This is a genomic window from Staphylococcus sp. GDY8P85P (assembly GCF_017892405.1).
Taxonomy (GTDB): Bacteria; Bacillota; Bacilli; order Staphylococcales; family Staphylococcaceae; genus Staphylococcus; species Staphylococcus borealis.
In genome coordinates this window covers 53870-68779 of sequence record NZ_JAESLA010000001.1, presented here as the reverse complement: position 1 = coordinate 68779, position 14910 = coordinate 53870, and the positions used below count along the sequence as shown (strand labels likewise).

28 protein-coding genes are annotated in these 14910 nt (G+C 35.5%); all 28 read right to left on the bottom strand.

The window, feature by feature from the left end; translation table 11 throughout:
- Positions 1-4: 4 nt before the first annotated feature.
- On the bottom strand, positions 5-811 hold the full coding sequence (locus tag KA828_RS00425) for an energy-coupling factor transporter transmembrane component T family protein (RefSeq protein WP_075109214.1): 807 nt from the start codon (positions 809-811) through the stop codon (positions 5-7).
- On the bottom strand, positions 801-1664 hold the full coding sequence (locus tag KA828_RS00420) for an energy-coupling factor transporter ATPase (protein WP_210125185.1): 864 nt from the start codon (positions 1662-1664) through the stop codon (positions 801-803). The genes KA828_RS00425 and KA828_RS00420 overlap by 11 nt, the downstream gene beginning before the upstream one ends.
- Positions 1661-2473: an energy-coupling factor transporter ATPase gene (locus KA828_RS00415; RefSeq protein WP_193839068.1), complete on the bottom strand. Its 813-nt coding sequence runs from the start codon at positions 2471-2473 to the stop codon at positions 1661-1663. Before KA828_RS00415 ends, KA828_RS00420 begins: the two co-directional genes overlap by 4 nt.
- Before the next feature lie 437 nt (positions 2474-2910).
- Positions 2911-3282 carry a 50S ribosomal protein L17 gene (gene rplQ / locus KA828_RS00410; RefSeq protein ID WP_011275144.1) on the bottom strand — a complete coding sequence of 124 codons (372 nt, stop codon included), beginning with the start codon at positions 3280-3282 and terminating at the stop codon, positions 2911-2913.
- A 21-nt stretch (positions 3283-3303) separates the two neighbouring features.
- Positions 3304-4248, bottom strand: a complete 945-nt coding sequence (locus tag KA828_RS00405) for a DNA-directed RNA polymerase subunit alpha (protein WP_011275143.1) — start codon at positions 4246-4248, stop codon at positions 3304-3306.
- Positions 4249-4331: 83 nt separating this feature from the next.
- Positions 4332-4721, bottom strand: coding sequence for a 30S ribosomal protein S11 (rpsK, locus tag KA828_RS00400; protein WP_000101625.1), 390 nt, complete (start codon positions 4719-4721; stop codon positions 4332-4334).
- 23 nt (positions 4722-4744) lie between these two features.
- The gene (gene rpsM / locus KA828_RS00395) at positions 4745-5110 is read right to left on the bottom strand and encodes a 30S ribosomal protein S13 (protein WP_011275142.1); all 366 of its coding nucleotides are present in this window, start codon (positions 5108-5110) and stop codon (positions 4745-4747) included.
- Positions 5111-5132: 22 nt separating this feature from the next.
- On the bottom strand, positions 5133-5246 hold the full coding sequence (rpmJ, locus tag KA828_RS00390; protein ID WP_001829709.1) for a 50S ribosomal protein L36: 114 nt from the start codon (positions 5244-5246) through the stop codon (positions 5133-5135).
- Positions 5247-5277: 31 nt separating this feature from the next.
- Positions 5278-5496 carry a translation initiation factor IF-1 gene (gene infA, locus KA828_RS00385; RefSeq protein WP_001829792.1) on the bottom strand — a complete coding sequence of 73 codons (219 nt, stop codon included), beginning with the start codon at positions 5494-5496 and terminating at the stop codon, positions 5278-5280.
- Between the two features lie 197 nt (positions 5497-5693).
- Positions 5694-6344 carry an adenylate kinase gene (locus tag KA828_RS00380; RefSeq protein WP_210125184.1) on the bottom strand — a complete coding sequence of 217 codons (651 nt, stop codon included), beginning with the start codon at positions 6342-6344 and terminating at the stop codon, positions 5694-5696.
- 18 nt (positions 6345-6362) lie between these two features.
- On the bottom strand, positions 6363-7655 hold the full coding sequence (gene secY / locus KA828_RS00375; RefSeq protein WP_210125183.1) for a preprotein translocase subunit SecY: 1293 nt from the start codon (positions 7653-7655) through the stop codon (positions 6363-6365).
- A complete protein-coding gene (rplO, locus tag KA828_RS00370) occupies positions 7655-8095 on the bottom strand; it encodes a 50S ribosomal protein L15 (RefSeq protein ID WP_053028552.1) in 441 nt (146 codons plus the stop codon). The genes secY and rplO overlap by 1 nt, the downstream gene beginning before the upstream one ends.
- Before the next feature lie 19 nt (positions 8096-8114).
- Positions 8115-8294 (bottom strand): 50S ribosomal protein L30, encoded by a 180-nt coding sequence (rpmD, locus tag KA828_RS00365; protein WP_011275138.1) that lies wholly within the window; start codon positions 8292-8294, stop codon positions 8115-8117.
- Positions 8295-8310: 16 nt separating this feature from the next.
- Entirely contained in the window at positions 8311-8811 is a 501-nt protein-coding gene (rpsE, locus tag KA828_RS00360; protein WP_011275137.1) for a 30S ribosomal protein S5, read from the bottom strand.
- A 20-nt stretch (positions 8812-8831) separates the two neighbouring features.
- A complete protein-coding gene (rplR, locus tag KA828_RS00355) occupies positions 8832-9194 on the bottom strand; it encodes a 50S ribosomal protein L18 (RefSeq protein WP_053028553.1) in 363 nt (120 codons plus the stop codon).
- A 31-nt stretch (positions 9195-9225) separates the two neighbouring features.
- Positions 9226-9762 carry a 50S ribosomal protein L6 gene (gene rplF / locus KA828_RS00350; RefSeq protein ID WP_011275135.1) on the bottom strand — a complete coding sequence of 179 codons (537 nt, stop codon included), beginning with the start codon at positions 9760-9762 and terminating at the stop codon, positions 9226-9228.
- Positions 9763-9786: 24 nt separating this feature from the next.
- Positions 9787-10185: a 30S ribosomal protein S8 gene (gene rpsH, locus KA828_RS00345; protein WP_011275134.1), complete on the bottom strand. Its 399-nt coding sequence runs from the start codon at positions 10183-10185 to the stop codon at positions 9787-9789.
- 31 nt (positions 10186-10216) lie between these two features.
- Positions 10217-10402 (bottom strand): type Z 30S ribosomal protein S14, encoded by a 186-nt coding sequence (locus tag KA828_RS00340; protein ID WP_001140799.1) that lies wholly within the window; start codon positions 10400-10402, stop codon positions 10217-10219.
- A gap of 23 nt (positions 10403-10425) precedes the next feature.
- Complete coding sequence (rplE, locus tag KA828_RS00335) at positions 10426-10965, bottom strand: 50S ribosomal protein L5 (protein WP_011275133.1); 540 nt, start codon at positions 10963-10965, stop codon at positions 10426-10428.
- Positions 10966-10990: 25 nt separating this feature from the next.
- Positions 10991-11308, bottom strand: a complete 318-nt coding sequence (gene rplX, locus KA828_RS00330) for a 50S ribosomal protein L24 (RefSeq protein WP_002448459.1) — start codon at positions 11306-11308, stop codon at positions 10991-10993.
- Between the two features lie 35 nt (positions 11309-11343).
- Positions 11344-11712, bottom strand: a complete 369-nt coding sequence (gene rplN, locus KA828_RS00325) for a 50S ribosomal protein L14 (protein WP_002466492.1) — start codon at positions 11710-11712, stop codon at positions 11344-11346.
- 31 nt (positions 11713-11743) lie between these two features.
- Positions 11744-12007 carry a 30S ribosomal protein S17 gene (gene rpsQ, locus KA828_RS00320; protein ID WP_011275131.1) on the bottom strand — a complete coding sequence of 88 codons (264 nt, stop codon included), beginning with the start codon at positions 12005-12007 and terminating at the stop codon, positions 11744-11746.
- Between the two features lie 26 nt (positions 12008-12033).
- Positions 12034-12243 carry a 50S ribosomal protein L29 gene (gene rpmC / locus KA828_RS00315; protein WP_011275130.1) on the bottom strand — a complete coding sequence of 70 codons (210 nt, stop codon included), beginning with the start codon at positions 12241-12243 and terminating at the stop codon, positions 12034-12036.
- Entirely contained in the window at positions 12233-12667 is a 435-nt protein-coding gene (gene rplP / locus KA828_RS00310; protein ID WP_002432945.1) for a 50S ribosomal protein L16, read from the bottom strand. Before rplP ends, rpmC begins: the two co-directional genes overlap by 11 nt.
- A 2-nt stretch (positions 12668-12669) precedes the next feature.
- Positions 12670-13323: a 30S ribosomal protein S3 gene (rpsC, locus tag KA828_RS00305; protein WP_011275129.1), complete on the bottom strand. Its 654-nt coding sequence runs from the start codon at positions 13321-13323 to the stop codon at positions 12670-12672.
- Positions 13324-13346: 23 nt separating this feature from the next.
- The gene (rplV, locus tag KA828_RS00300) at positions 13347-13700 is read right to left on the bottom strand and encodes a 50S ribosomal protein L22 (protein WP_001829734.1); all 354 of its coding nucleotides are present in this window, start codon (positions 13698-13700) and stop codon (positions 13347-13349) included.
- A 27-nt stretch (positions 13701-13727) separates the two neighbouring features.
- Positions 13728-14006: a 30S ribosomal protein S19 gene (rpsS, locus tag KA828_RS00295; protein ID WP_001829710.1), complete on the bottom strand. Its 279-nt coding sequence runs from the start codon at positions 14004-14006 to the stop codon at positions 13728-13730.
- Between the two features lie 64 nt (positions 14007-14070).
- Entirely contained in the window at positions 14071-14904 is an 834-nt protein-coding gene (rplB, locus tag KA828_RS00290) for a 50S ribosomal protein L2 (protein WP_011275128.1), read from the bottom strand.
- Positions 14905-14910 lie beyond the last annotated feature (6 nt).

Sequence of the window (14910 nt, the reverse complement as noted above, 5' to 3'; positions counted from 1 at the left end):
TGTATTACACTCCAATGTATTTTAATACGAATAATACGCAAGCTATGGGAATGAAACTGATTAAGCACATCGTATCAGCCATTCGCCATTGTAATTTTCTATAACTTGTTCGCTTTACATTTGCATCATAACCACGCACTTCCATAGCAATTGCTAACTCCTCAGCCCTTTGAAAAGCTGAAATAAATAACGGAATCATTAAAGGTATAAATGCTTTAATACGTGTCATTAGTCCACCTGAACTCAACTCAGAACCACGTGATTTTTGAGCTAATATAATTTTATCTAATTCATCCATTAAGGTTGGAATGAATCTTAATGCGATTGACATAATCATACTTAGTTGATGTACAGGTATCTTAAACCATTTTAATGGTGTTAATAATTTTTCAAAAGCATCTGTCAAATCAATAGGACTTGTAGATAAAGTCATTATCGTTGCAACCATCACGATAGTAATCAGACGTAATGATATAAATATACCTTCTAGTATGCCGGCACTATCAATTTTTATGATTCCGTAATCTACTAGTCGCGTGCCACCATGTGTGAAAAAGATATGCATTGCAAATGTAAATAACGTAAAGATAAATATCGGTGTCAAACCTTTAATTAGGAACCAAAATTTAATCTTCGCTAAAAACATAAATACTAATATTAATAATATAATCCAACCAAACGTTGCAAATGAATGTGCAAAAAAGATTAGAATAATAAACAAAAATACAAATAAGACCTTAGCCCGTGGATCTAGATGGTGAATAACTGAGTTATTAGGCAAGTATCTACCTATAATTAATTTATTCTTCATGTTGTTGCCACTCCTGATACATCGTTACAAATTCATCTTCTGATAATGCGATTGTCTTAAATTCAATGCCGTGTTTTATTTCAATATCACGTTGTAATTGGACGACATCTGGTAATGCTATATGCCATTCTTCTAATCGATTCACTTGTCTGAACAATTCCTTAGGTGTTACTTGTTCAACAATATTGCCATCATTCATCACGATAATCTCTTCAGCGTATTTTGCAACTTCATTCATATCATGAGACACAAGGATGATTGTTTTATTTTGCTTTATTTGTATTTCTTTAAATAACGCCATCACTTGTTGACGACTTTTTGGATCTAAACCAGCTGTAGGTTCATCTAACACAATCACATCTGGGTCCATAGCTAATATTGAAACAATTGCAATTTTACGCATCTGTCCCCCCGACATTTGAAAGGGTGACAGTGACATAACATTTCTTGGAAAACCTAACTCTAATAATAAATCAAATGCTCTTTCCTTCACTTCTTCAACATTCATGCCAAAGTTCTTAGGTCCAAACTCAATTTCTCTTTCAATATTGTCTTCAAATAATTGTGATTCAGGAAATTGAAACACTAGGCCAACTTTTTGTCGTATAGGCCTAATCCACTTATCTTTAGTCTTTGCTGTAATTGTCAGTTGATCATGCTCTATATAACCGTTTGTTGGTTTTAGTAACCCATTAAAATGTTGAATTAAGGTTGATTTTCCACTTCCAGTTTGTCCTACAATAGCGTAGTACTTTCCTTGTTCAATTGTTAAATTAATATGTTTTAATGCATTATACTCATAAGGTGTACCTCGTTGATAGGTATAAGCAACATCATTAAACTTAATTATCATAGCTTTTCTACCAACCCTTCATATGTTATGAACTGATCATCAAATCCTAGCAATTGATTCATTTTCATTGAAAAAGGTAAATCTAGACCAAGTTCTTGTAACATATGTATATCTTTGAAAATTGCCTTAGGGCTACCTTCTTTATAAACTGTTCCGTGATTCATCACAATCACATGATCTCCTTCAAGTGCTTCAGTTAAATCATGTGTAATAGATATAATTGTCACATCTTTCGTTGCTTTGACATCTTGAATCAAGCGTAATAATGATTTTTTAGCTTGAGGATCCAACATAGACGTCGCTTCATCTAAAATAATCACGGTTGGGCTTAATGCTAATACGCCTGCAATAGCGACGCGTTGTTTTTGACCACCTGATAGTGAATGTGGCTCATAGTCAGCATAATCAGTCATTCCAACATCACTAATCGCCCGAGCAACGATGACTTTCATTTTTTCTGTGGGAACAGAATGATTTTCCAAACCGAAGGCAACATCATATTTAACAATTGAACCAACAAATTGGTTCTCAGGGTTTTGAAAGACAATGCCTATGTGTTCACGTATATTTTTAAACTCCTCGTTAATAATCGGTGATTGATTAAAATATACCGTACCATTCGTAGCCGTTTCAATACCAACAATGAGTTTAGCAATTGTAGATTTTCCAGAGCCATTGTGACCAACTATAGAAGTCCATTTATTTTTAGGGATTTGAAAGGATACATCGTTCAGTGTGAAGGCTGCATCGCCTTGATATTGAAAATCGATATGCTTAAGTTCAATAATATTTGTATGATTTGCCTCCACTAGAATCCCTCCTAAAAATTTGTACTCTTATAGTTTACATGAATATGATTATCATGTATATGAAACTTTGTTTCATTTCTGAATATAAAAAGAGGACCGGATAGAATTCTAATTGAATTCAATATCCCGCCTCTCTATGGTTGACTATAGTCATTAGCATTTAATTGAGCCATCTCAATTTAGTCAACTACCTTGAATTTGCAGTCAAATATTAAAAGTTCGTATCTCATCATATGAGAACATTTTATATAATTGGTTGCTGATATGCGCTATTAAAATAAAAAAGCGCGCACCCCATCATATTTTAGTTGAGTTCACGCTTTGAAATTTATTTAATTGATGGGGCACTCTGAGCTAGACAATATTTGTATGTGGCAAACATTATCGTTGCACTCATTTGCTTTACATATAAGTAGTTAGTGTATTTATATCTTGAATTAATCTACTAATTCGATGATAACTGATTCAGCACCGTCTCCGCGACGAGGACCTACTTTAAGAATACGAGTGTAACCACCTTGACGTTCTGTATAACGTTCAGCAATTTCACCGAATAATTTTTGAAGTGCAGTTTGTGTCGTTTCATCTTCGTTTAAGATTTCAACATTACGTAATGTTTTAGCAGCATTACGACGAGAAGCTAAATCTCCTTTTTTACCTAAAGTGATTAATTTCTCAACAACACTACGAACTTCTTTTGCACGAGCTTCTGTAGTTTCAATACGTTCACTAACGATAAGTGAAGTAGCTAAGTCACGTAACATAGCTTTACGTTGATCAGAAGTACGACCTAATTTTCTGTAACCCATGAGTTGACCTCCTTTAACTTATTAATCTTCTTTTCTTAATCCTAATCCTAAATCTTCTAATTTATATTTAACTTCTTCTAGAGATTTACGACCTAAATTACGAACTTTCATCATATCAGCTTCAGATTTATCAGCTAACTCTTGAACTGAATTGATTCCTGCACGTTTTAAACAGTTGTATGAACGTACTGATAAGTCTAATTCTTCGATAGACATTTCAAGTACTTTTTCTTTTTGATCTTCTTCTTTTTCAATCATGATTTCAGCATTTTGTGCTTCATCTGTAAGACCTACAAAAATATTTAAATGTTCAGTCAAAATCTTAGCAGCTAATGATACTGACTCTTGTGGAGTGATTGAACCATTAGTCCAAACATCTAAAGTTAATTTATCAAAATCACTACTTTGACCGACACGTGTATTTTCAACTGTATAGTTAACACGTTCAACTGGTGAGTATAGTGAATCAACAGGAATTACACCGATTGGTAAATCACTAGTATTATTTTGTTCTGCTAATGCGTAACCTCTACCCTTGTTAGCAACAAGACGAATTTTTAAATGTCCACCTTTAGACACTGTTGCGATTTTAAGTTCTGGATTTAGAACTTCCACATCACTATCATGAGTAATGTCACTTGCAGTAACTTCGCCTTCATCTCGAACATCGATTTCTAATGTTTTATCTTCTTCAGAATAGATTTTAAGTGCTAATTTTTTGATGTTCATAATGATAGTAGAAACATCTTCAACAACATTATCTATAGCTGAGAACTCGTGTAAAACACCTTCAATTTCAATGTACTTAACGGCTGCACCTGGTAATGAAGATAGTAGGATACGACGTAAGGAGTTTCCTAGTGTAGTACCGTAGCCACGTTCTAGTGGTTCAACAACGAACTTACCGAATTTAGCATCTTCACTAATTTCAATTGTCTCAATTCTAGGTTTTTCAATTTCTATCATTTACAAAAATCCTCCTTAATTACGTCGACTTAATTTTAAACTGTTTCGCTCAGTGACCTGTAACAATAACAATCTATTAAAAATTAGACGCGACGACGTTTTGGTGGACGACAACCGTTATGTGGTACTGGAGTAACGTCTCTGATTGCAGTTACTTCTAGACCAGCTGATTGTAATGCACGGATAGCTGATTCACGACCTGGTCCAGGTCCTTTTACTGTTACTTCAACAGTTTTTAAACCATGTTCCATTGCTGATTTTGATGCAGTTTCAGAAGCCATTTGCGCTGCGAATGGAGTTGATTTTTTAGATCCTTTGAAACCTAATGCACCAGCTGATGACCAAGATAAAGCATTACCAAATTCATCAGTGATAGTTACGATTGTATTGTTGAATGTTGAACGGATGTGAGCCACACCATTTTCAATATTCTTTTTAACTCTACGTTTACGAGATACTTGTTTACGTGCCATTTATATTTTGCCTCCTTTACCTATTATTTTTTCTTGTTAGCTACAGTTTTAACTGGGCCTTTACGCGTACGTGCGTTGTTTTTAGTTTTTTGACCGCGAACTGGTAAACCACGACGGTGACGGATACCACGGTATGATGAAATTTCCATTAAACGTTTAATGTTTAAGTTTTGTTCACGACGTAAGTCACCTTCAACTTTATAACTGTCAACAACTTCACGAATACGACCTAATTCGTCATCTGTTAAATCTTTTACACGTGTGTCTGCTGATACGTTAGCTTCTTCAACGATTTTTTTAGCTGTTGAAGTACCAATACCATATACATATGTTAATGAAATAACGATACGTTTTTCACGTGGAATATCTACTCCTGCAATACGTGCCATATATATTTACACCTCTCTTTTATTAACCTTGTCTTTGTTTGTGCTTAGGATTGTCACAAATTACCATTACTTTACCTTTACGTTTAATGACTTTACATTTTTCGCAAATTGGTTTAACTGATGGTCTTACTTTCATTTTTATACCTCCCTATATTATGGAGTGACGATTATTTATAACGATAAGTAATTCTACCGCGTGATAAATCATACGGAGACATTTCTACAGTTACTTTGTCGCCAGGTAGAATACGAATATAATTCATTCTAATTTTACCACTCACGTGCGCTAAAATTTCATGACCATTTTCTAATTCTACTTTAAACATAGCATTTGGTAAAGTATCTAATACTGTACCTTCTAATTCAATTACATCTTGTTTCGCCATTGATTAACTTCCCCCTTTTTACAATAGTAAGGTAATCGTCAATAGACAACTTCAACGATACGAATCTAATATAGTGACTAGTTATAATAAGTTTAACAAAATGCGGGAATTATTATCGTCATTCGACACTCAGAAAATTAATTCTTGCCAGAGAAACCTAATCAAATTCACATAAACCTAGACCGTATTAAGTTGATCTATTTTAATTGATCTAAGATATCAATGACATCTTTGGTTACATCGTCAATATCTTTCGCGCCATCAATGTTTTTAAGCACACCTTTTTCATTATAATACTCTAAAATAGGTTTAGACTGCTTAACATTAACGTTTAAACGATTAGATACTGTTTCAGGATTATCATCTTCACGTTGATAAAGTTTTCCACCATCGATATCACAAATACAATCAACCTTTGGAGGATTAAATACAAGATGATAAGTCGTACCACATTTCTCACAGATACGACGACCTGTAAGACGATTCATCAATTCTTCCTCAGGAACTTCGATGTTTATAACCGCATCAATGTTTCTACCAAGCTCAGACATAATTTCATTTAATGCCTCAGCTTGATCGATTGTTCTTGGGAAGCCATCTAATAAGAATCCTTTTTTTGCATCGTCTTCAGATATTCTTTCTTTAACGATACCTACAGTAACTTCATCAGGGACTAATTCTCCACGATCCATGTAAGATTTAGCTTCTTTTCCTAAATCTGTTTCATCTTTAATCGCTTTTCTGAACATGTCACCAGTAGATATATGTGGTATTGGGAATTTCTTAACAATTTCACTCGCTTGAGTACCTTTACCTGCGCCAGGTAAACCCATTAAAATGATATTCATAAATTGCCCTCCTACAAATTATCTACCACCAAAGCCTTTATATTCTTTTTGACTCACTTGAGCTTCAAGTGATTTCATAGTTTCAATTGCTACACCAATTACGATTAATAAGCTTGTACCACCAATTTGAATGGATTGAGGTAAACTCATAAACTTAGTTGCTAGAATTGGTAATATCGCAATGACTGCTAAGAAAATAGAGCCGACAAAAGTTAAGCGATAAAGTACTTTAGTAATATATTTTTTAGTTTGATCGCCAGGTCTGATACCTGGAACGTAACTACCTTGTTTCTTCAAGTTGTCAGCCATTTTTTCAGGATTAACTTGAACAAAGGCATAGAAATACGTAAATGCAATAATTAGAATTACATAAACAATCATGCCGTAAGTGTTTGAAGGGTTAGCATATTCAGATATAGTTTGCGCCCAATCAGCTTTAGGGAAGAACAGTGTTAATGTTCTTGGCAATAAGAAAAATGCCATCGCAAAGATTACTGGAATTACCCCTGCAGAGTTAACTTTTAAAGGTAGATATGTTGCTTGAGATCCTAAACTTTGTGCAGATTGTTTTTTAGCGTATTGGATAGGAATTTTACGTTTTGCTTCTAGTACATAAATCGCACCAATTGTAAGTAAAACTAATCCTACAATTAAGCCAATCACTTTCAACCATGCCAACGTTGTATCATCATTACCAACAAATGCTTGTTGCACAAATTGAATAATTGATGACGGCAATGTTGATAAGATACCTGCAAAGATAATGATAGAAATACCATTACCCACTCCAAATTGAGTGATTTGGTCACCAAGCCAAATTAGAAATGCTGTTCCTGCTGTTAAAACAACGGCAATCAATAAATAACTCATTACAGATTGGTGAATAATTAATTTACCACCTAAATAGTTATTAAATTGGAATGCCATACCAATTGACTGTATAAAAGCCAAAATGATAGCGAAATAACGTGTTACATTGCTAAGCTTTCTTTTACCTACTTCACCTTGTTTCGCCCATTCAGAGAATTTCGGAACAATATCCATTTGTAATAATTGCATTACGATAGATGCAGTGATGTAGGGCATAATGCCCATAGCAAATATTGAAAAGTTCTTTAAGGCTCCGCCACCAAACGTATTAAGAAGAGCGGCGACTCCTTGATCAGAACCTTGTTGTTCAAAAGGCTCAGGGTTAACACCTGGAGCCGGAATGTAAGTTCCTATTTTGAATATGATTAACATTGCTAAGGTAAAGAAAATCTTGTTTCGAACTTCTTTAGTTTTAAAGAAGCTCACAAGCGTTTGAAACATTAGATCACCTCGTGTGCTCCACCTTTTGCATCAATTGCTTCTGCTGCTGAAGCTGAGAATTTGTGAGCTTTCACTGTCAATTTTTTATCAAGTGAGCCGTTACCTAGTACTTTAATACCAGATTTTTCATTCTTAACTACACCAGTTTCAACTAATAAAGCTGGAGTTACTTCAGTACCATCTTCAAATTTATTAAGTTGGTCTAAGTTAACAATAGCATATTCTTTACGATTAATGTTAGTGAAACCACGTTTTGGTAAACGACGGAATAAAGGTAATTGTCCACCTTCAAATCCTGGTCTTACGCCACCACCTGAACGTGCTTTTTGACCTTTTTGTCCGCGACCACTAGTTTTACCATTACCAGAACCAGCACCACGGCCAACACGGTTACGTACACGACGTGAACCTTCAGCTGCTTTTAACTCATGTAATTTCATTATATAGGCACCTCCTTAATTATTTTTCTTCTACTGTCAATAAGTGTCTAACTTTGTTGATTTGCCCACGGATTGCAGGGTTATCTTCAACTACTACTGAACTATTAGTCTTTTTAAGACCTAAAGCTTCAACAGTTTTACGTTGTGTTTCAGGACGACCAATAACACTACGAGTGAGGGTAATTTGTAATTTAGCCATTATCTATTTTCCCTCCTTAATTATATAATTCTTCTACTGATTTGCCGCGTAATTTAGCAACATCTTCAGCATTTTTAAGGTTTTGTAAACCATTGATTGTAGCACGAACCATATTGATTGGTGTGTTAGATCCTAATGATTTACTTAAGATATCAGTGATACCTGCTAATTCTAATACGGCACGAACTGGACCACCAGCGATTACCCCTGTACCAGGTGCAGCTGGTTTCATGAATACGCTACCTGAACCATAACGACCAGTGATAGTGTGAGGAGTAGTTCCTTCAACACGTGGAACAACTACTAAATCTTTTTTAGCTGCTTCGACAGCTTTTTTGATAGCTTCTGGTACCTCTTGAGCTTTACCAGTACCGAAACCTACACGACCATTTTTGTCTCCAACTACTACTAATGCAGTGAAACGGAAACGACGTCCACCTTTAACAACTTTAGCAACACGATTGATTGTTACAACGCGTTCTTCAAATTCTTTCGTTTCTTCTTCTCTACGAGCCATGTATTTGTCCCTCCTTTAAATTAAAATTCTAATCCGCTTTCTCTAGCAGCTTCTGCTAAAGCTTTTACACGACCATGGTATAAATAACCGCCACGATCAAATACGATTTCTTTAATGCCTTTTTCTGATGCTTTTTTAGCAATTGCTTCGCCTACTTTTGTAGATAAATCTACTTTAGAAGCTGATTCGCTTGCGATATCTTTATCTTTTGATGAAGCTTGAGCTAAAGTTACGCCTTTAACATCATCGATAATTTGTGCATAAATGTGTTTGTTTGAACGATATACATTTAAACGTGGTTTTTCAGCTGTACCTGATAATTTAGTACGCACACGAGCATGTCTTTTCAAACGCACTTTGTTTTTATCAATTTTACTGATCATTGTATTACTCCTTTCTTAAGAGAGTTATCTATTATTTACCTGTTTTACCTTCTTTACGGCGAACGTATTCACCTTGGTAACGGATACCTTTTCCTTTGTAAGGTTCTGGAGGTCTTACTGAACGGATGTTAGATGCGATTGCACCAACTTGTTCTTTAGATACACCAGATACTCTAACAGTTGTGTTTTTCTCTACTGCGAAAGTAATGCCATCTTCAGCTTTAATTTCAACAGGGTGAGAGTAACCAACGTTTAATACTAAGTCACTACCTTGCATTTGAGCACGGTAACCTACACCAACAAGCTCAAGTGTTTTTTCGAAACCTTGAGAAACACCTTGTACCATATTATTTAATAAAGCACGAGTTGTACCATGAACTGTTCTATCTTCTTTAGACTCAGTAGGTCTTACAACTTCGATAGTGTTTTCTTCTTGTTTGAAAGTCATTCTTTCGTTAAATGTTCTAGTTAATTCACCTTTAGGACCTTTTACAGTAGCAGTATGACCATCAAAAGTTACTGTAACGTCGCTAGGGATGTCAATAATTTTCTTACCAACACGACTCATGTTATGGCACCTCCTTATTTATTATTACCAAACGTATGCGATAATTTCTCCGCCAACGTTACGTTTTCTTGCTTCTTTGTCAGTGATAACACCTTCAGAAGTTGAAACTAATGCAATACCTAAACCATTTAATACTTTAGGTACTTCGTTTGCTTTAGCATAAACACGTAAACCTGGTTTAGAGATACGTTTTAATCCTGTGATAACACGTTCATTGTTTTGACCATATTTTAAGAATAAACGAATAACACCTTGTTTATCATCTTCAACGTATTCTACGTTTTTAATGAAACCTTCACTTTTTAAGATTTCAGCAATTTGTTTTTTAATGTTAGACGCAGGTAATTCTAATTTCTCGTGACGCACCATGTTTGCGTTTCTTACACGAGTAAGCATATCTGCGATTGGATCTGTCATTGTCATTGATTGTTGCCTCCTTTCAGACTCTTATATATTACCAGCTAGCTTTACGTACGCCAGGGATTTGCCCTTTGTAAGCTAATTCACGGAAACAAATACGGCATAATTTAAATTTACGATATACAGAATGTGGACGACCACAACGTTCACAACGAGTATATTCACGTACTGCATATTTTTGTTTTTTCTGTTGCTTAGCAACCATAGAAGTTTTAGCCACTTAATTAGCCTCCTTTTTAGAGATTATTTACGAAATGGCATACCGAAGTTTGTTAACAATTCACGAGCTTCCTCGTCAGTGTTAGCAGTTGTTACGATAACAATATCCATTCCTCTTACTTTACTTACTTTATCATAGTCGATTTCTGGGAAAATTAATTGTTCTTTAATTCCTAATGTGTAGTTACCACGACCATCGAATGCTGTTTTAGAAACACCTTGGAAGTCACGTACACGAGGTAATGAAACTGCGATTAATTTATCTAAGAATTCATACATTCTTTCTCCGCGAAGTGTAACTTTCGCACCGATTGGCATACCTTCACGTAAACGGAATGTTGCAACTGATTTTTTAGCTTTTGTTACTAATGGTTTTTGACCAGTGATTAATTCTAATTCTTCTACAGCGTTATCTAACACTTTAGAGTTTTGAACTGCATCACCTACACCCATATTTACAACGATTTTTTCGATTTTTGGTACTTCCATTACAGAACTATAGTTGAATTTTTTAACTAAGTTTTCAGTAACTTCAGTATTGTATCTTTCTTTTAAACGGTTCAAAGTGGATCCTCCTTTCAACTAGTTATTAATTATTAGATTTGATTTCTTCGCCAGATTTTTTAGCGATACGAACTTTTTTACCATCAACAAATTTGTAACCGACACGTGTAGGTTCGTTTGTTTTAGGGTCTAATAATTGTACGTTAGAAACATGGATTGCTGCCTCTGTTTCTAAGATTCCACCTTCAGGATTTAATTGAGTTGGTTTTTGGTGTTTTTTAATTACGTTAACACCTTCCACAACGACACGGTCTTTTTTAGGTTCAGTAGCGATTACTTTACCTTCTTTACCTTTGTCTTTACCTGCGATAACTTTTACGTTGTCACCTTTTTTGATATGCATGTGGGCACCTCCTTAAATGATTTGGTTTTTATAAATTAAAGTACTTCTGGTGCTAATGAAACGATTTTCATGAAGTTGCCTTCACGTAATTCACGAGCAACAGGACCAAAGATACGAGTACCACGTGGGCCTTTGTCATCACGAATAATGACACATGCATTTTCATCAAACTTGATATAAGAACCATCATTACGACGAACGCCTGATTTAGTTCTAACGACAACAGCTTTGACTACGTCACCTTTTTTAACAACGCCACCTGGTGTTGCATTTTTAACAGTACATACGATAACATCGCCGATGTTCGCTGTTTTGCGACCAGATCCACCTAATACTTTAATTGTAAGAACTTCACGAGCACCAGAGTTGTCTGCTACTTTTAAACGAGTTTCTTGTTGGATCATTAGTTAAACCTCCCTTATCTCTAATCTTGTATTAAATAATTACTGACTCTTCAACAATTTCTACTAAACGAAAACGTTTTGATGCTGATAAAGGACGAGTTTCTTGAATTTTAACAATGTCTCCTAATTTAGCTGAATTGTTTTCATCATGAGTTTTGTATTTTTTAGAGTATTTTACACGTTTACCGTATAATTTGTGTGTTTTGTAAGTTTCAACTAATACAGTGATAGTTTTGTCCATTTTATCTGAAACAACTTTACCTACATAAACTTTACGATCGTTTCTTTCACTCACTTTTGTAACCTCCTCTTTCGAATGTTTTATTGATTAGCTTTACTTTCTTCGATTTCTCTTTCACGAGCAACAGTTTTTAGACGTGCAATCGTTTTTCTAACTGTACGAATACGTGCAGTTTCCTCTAATTGACCTGTAGCTAACTGAAAGCGTAGGTTAAAAAGCTCTTCTTTTGAAGATTTGATTTGTTCTTCGATTTCTGAAGTGGTTAAGTCTCTAATTTCCTTAGCTTTCATTTGTTTCACCACCCAATTCTTCACGTTTTACAAACTTAGTTTTTACTGGAAGTTTGTGACTTGCTAAACGTAATGCTTCACGAGCAACTTCTTCTGATACGCCTGCAACCTCGAATAAAATTCTACCTGGTTTTACAACAGCGATCCAGCCTTCAACGGCACCTTTACCAGCACCCATACGTACTTCTAAAGGTTTTTTAGTATATGGTGTATGAGGGAAGATTTTAATCCAAACTTTCCCGCCACGTTTCATGTAACGTGTCATAGCAATACGAGCAGATTCGATTTGACGAGAAGTGATCCAAGATGTTGTAGTAGCTTGTAATCCATACTCACCAAATGTTACATAGTTACCGCCTTTAGAACGACCAGTTGTTTTAGGACGATGTTGACGACGATATTTAACACGTTTTGGTAGTAACATTATTATTTTCCTCCTTCACTAGTATTCTTAGTAGGAAGAACTTCACCACGATAAATCCATACTTTAACACCTAATTTACCGTAAGTAGTGTCTGCTTCAGCATGTGCATAATCGATGTCAGCACGTAAAGTATGAAGTGGAACAGTTCCTTCTGAATATTGTTCAGCACGAGCAATGTCAGCTCCGCCTAAACGACCTGATACTTGAGTTTTGATACCTTTAGCACCAAGTTTCATAGCTCTTGAAATAGCTTGTTTTTGTACACGACGGAATGAAGCACGGTTTTCTAATTGACGTGCAATATTCTCAGCAACTAAACGAGCATCGATATCAATTTTCTTGATTTCGATAACGTTGATGTGTACTTTTTTATCAGTTAAGTTGTTTAATTTATTACGAAGTTTTTCAATTTCTGATCCGCCTTTACCAATTACCATACCTGGTTTACCAGTGTGAATGGCAATGTTAATACGGTTAGCAGCACGTTCGATTTCAACGTGAGAAACTGATGCTTCTTTTAATTCGTTATCAATGAATTTACGGATTCTTAAATCTTCGTGTAATAGTGAAGCGAAATCTTTTTCAGCATACCATTTTGCTTCCCAGTCACGGATGATACCGACACGAAGTCCGATAGGATTAATTTTTTGACCCACAGTGTTCCCTCCTTAAATAGTTATTAAGCTTCTTTAGCTTCTTCTTTACCGTCACTTACGACGATTGTAATGTGGCTTGTACGTTTATTGATAGCACTTGCACGACCTTGTGCACGTGGACGGAAACGTTTTAAAGTTGGTCCTTCATTTGCATATGCTTCTTTAACTACTAATTCATCAGTGTTCATGTCATAGTTATGTTCAGCATTTGCTAAAGCGGACATTAATACTTTTTCAATTACTGGTGATGAAGCTTTGTTAGTTAATTTTAAAATAGCAATAGCTTCTCCAGCATTTTTACCTCTAATTAAGTCAAGAACTAATCTTACTTTACGAGGTGCGATTCTGATTGTTCTAGCAACCGCTTTTGCTTCCATTAGGATTTCCTCCTCTACTTCTATTTATTATCTTCTAGTTTTTTTATCGTCTGCAGCATGTCCTTTAAATGTACGAGTTGGAGCAAATTCACCTAATTTGTGACCTACCATATCTTCAGTTACATAAACAGGTACATGTTTACGACCATCGTATACTGCAAAAGTATGACCGATGAAATTTGGGAAAATTGTAGAACGACGAGACCATGTTTTGATTACTTGTTTCTTTTCACTTCCGTCTTGAGCTTCTACTTTTTTCATTAAATGATCATCGACGAAAGGTCCTTTTTTAATACTACGAGCCATTTGGGCGCCTCCCTTCTTATTGTGTGCGTGCAGCAATTAAGCCGCACACCCAAATAAGTTGTTATTATTTTTTCTTACGTCCACGAACGATAAGTTTGTCTGATGATTTTTTACCACGACGAGTTTTCTTACCAAGTGTTGGTTTACCCCATGGTGACATTGGAGATGGTCTACCGATTGGAGCACGACCTTCACCACCACCGTGTGGGTGATCGTTAGGGTTCATTACTGAACCACGAACTGTTGGACGGATACCTTTCCATCTAGAACGTCCAGCTTTACCAACATTAACTAATTCATGTTGTAAGTTACCGACTTGTCCAATTGTAGCACGGCAAGTTGATAAGATCATACGAACTTCACCAGAACGTAATCTGATTAATACGTATTTACCTTCTTTACCAAGTACTTGTGAACTTGCACCCGCTGAACGAGCTAATTGTCCACCTTTACCAGGTTTTAATTCGATATTGTGAATTACAGTACCAACAGGAATGTTTTGTAAAGGTAATGCGTTACCAACTTTAATGTCAGCATCTGCACCACTTTCAACTACTTGGCCTACTTGTAATCCTTTTGGAGCAATAATATAACGTTTTTCACCATCAGCATATACTAATAAAGCAATGTTAGCTGAACGGTTTGGATCATATTGGATTGAATCAACTTTTGCAGTGATTCCATCTTTGTTACGTTTGAAATCGATAACACGGTATTGACGTTTGTGTCCTCCACCATGGTGACGAACTGTCAATTTACCTTGGTTGTTACGACCCGCTTTTTTCGGTAGCGGTTGTAATAATGACTTTTCAGGAGTTGATTTCGTGATTTCAGCGAAATCTAAACTAGTCATATTACGACGACCATTTGTAATTGGCTTATATTTTTTAAGAGCCATTGTCGC

Excerpts from the sequence above, each read along its gene's own strand:
- KA828_RS00425 (WP_075109214.1), bottom strand. The coding sequence starts at position 811 with ATGAAGAATAAATTAATTATAGGTAGATACTTGCCTAATAACTCAGTT.
- KA828_RS00420 (WP_210125185.1), bottom strand. The coding sequence starts at position 1,664 with ATGATAATTAAGTTTAATGATGTTGCTTATACCTATCAACGAGGTACA.
- rplQ (WP_011275144.1), bottom strand. The coding sequence starts at position 3,282 with ATGGGTTACAGAAAATTAGGTCGTACTTCTGATCAACGTAAAGCTATG.
- KA828_RS00405 (WP_011275143.1), bottom strand. The coding sequence starts at position 4,248 with ATGATAGAAATTGAAAAACCTAGAATTGAGACAATTGAAATTAGTGAA.
- rpsK (WP_000101625.1), bottom strand. The coding sequence starts at position 4,721 with ATGGCACGTAAACAAGTATCTCGTAAACGTAGAGTTAAAAAGAATATT.
- rpsM (WP_011275142.1), bottom strand. The coding sequence starts at position 5,110 with ATGGCACGTATTGCAGGAGTAGATATTCCACGTGAAAAACGTATCGTT.
- rpmJ (WP_001829709.1), bottom strand. The coding sequence starts at position 5,246 with ATGAAAGTAAGACCATCAGTTAAACCAATTTGCGAAAAATGTAAAGTC.
- infA (WP_001829792.1), bottom strand. The coding sequence starts at position 5,496 with ATGGCGAAACAAGATGTAATTGAATTAGAAGGTACAGTATTAGATACT.
- KA828_RS00380 (WP_210125184.1), bottom strand. The coding sequence starts at position 6,344 with ATGAATATCATTTTAATGGGTTTACCTGGCGCAGGTAAAGGTACTCAA.
- secY (WP_210125183.1), bottom strand. The coding sequence starts at position 7,655 with ATGTTTCAAACGCTTGTGAGCTTCTTTAAAACTAAAGAAGTTCGAAAC.
- rplO (WP_053028552.1), bottom strand. The coding sequence starts at position 8,095 with ATGAAATTACATGAGTTAAAAGCAGCTGAAGGTTCACGTCGTGTACGT.
- rpmD (WP_011275138.1), bottom strand. The coding sequence starts at position 8,294 with ATGGCTAAATTACAAATTACCCTCACTCGTAGTGTTATTGGTCGTCCT.
- rpsE (WP_011275137.1), bottom strand. The coding sequence starts at position 8,811 with ATGGCTCGTAGAGAAGAAGAAACGAAAGAATTTGAAGAACGCGTTGTA.
- rplR (WP_053028553.1), bottom strand. The coding sequence starts at position 9,194 with ATGATCAGTAAAATTGATAAAAACAAAGTGCGTTTGAAAAGACATGCT.
- rplF (WP_011275135.1), bottom strand. The coding sequence starts at position 9,762 with ATGAGTCGTGTTGGTAAGAAAATTATTGACATCCCTAGCGACGTTACA.
- rpsH (WP_011275134.1), bottom strand. The coding sequence starts at position 10,185 with ATGACAATGACAGATCCAATCGCAGATATGCTTACTCGTGTAAGAAAC.
- rplX (WP_002448459.1), bottom strand. The coding sequence starts at position 11,308 with ATGCATATCAAAAAAGGTGACAACGTAAAAGTTATCGCAGGTAAAGAC.
- rplN (WP_002466492.1), bottom strand. The coding sequence starts at position 11,712 with ATGATCCAACAAGAAACTCGTTTAAAAGTAGCAGACAACTCTGGTGCT.
- rpmC (WP_011275130.1), bottom strand. The coding sequence starts at position 12,243 with ATGAAAGCTAAGGAAATTAGAGACTTAACCACTTCAGAAATCGAAGAA.
- rplP (WP_002432945.1), bottom strand. The coding sequence starts at position 12,667 with ATGTTACTACCAAAACGTGTTAAATATCGTCGTCAACATCGTCCTAAA.
- rplV (WP_001829734.1), bottom strand. The coding sequence starts at position 13,700 with ATGGAAGCAAAAGCGGTTGCTAGAACAATCAGAATCGCACCTCGTAAA.
- rpsS (WP_001829710.1), bottom strand. The coding sequence starts at position 14,006 with ATGGCTCGTAGTATTAAAAAAGGACCTTTCGTCGATGATCATTTAATG.
- rplB (WP_011275128.1), bottom strand. The coding sequence starts at position 14,904 with ATGGCTCTTAAAAAATATAAGCCAATTACAAATGGTCGTCGTAATATG.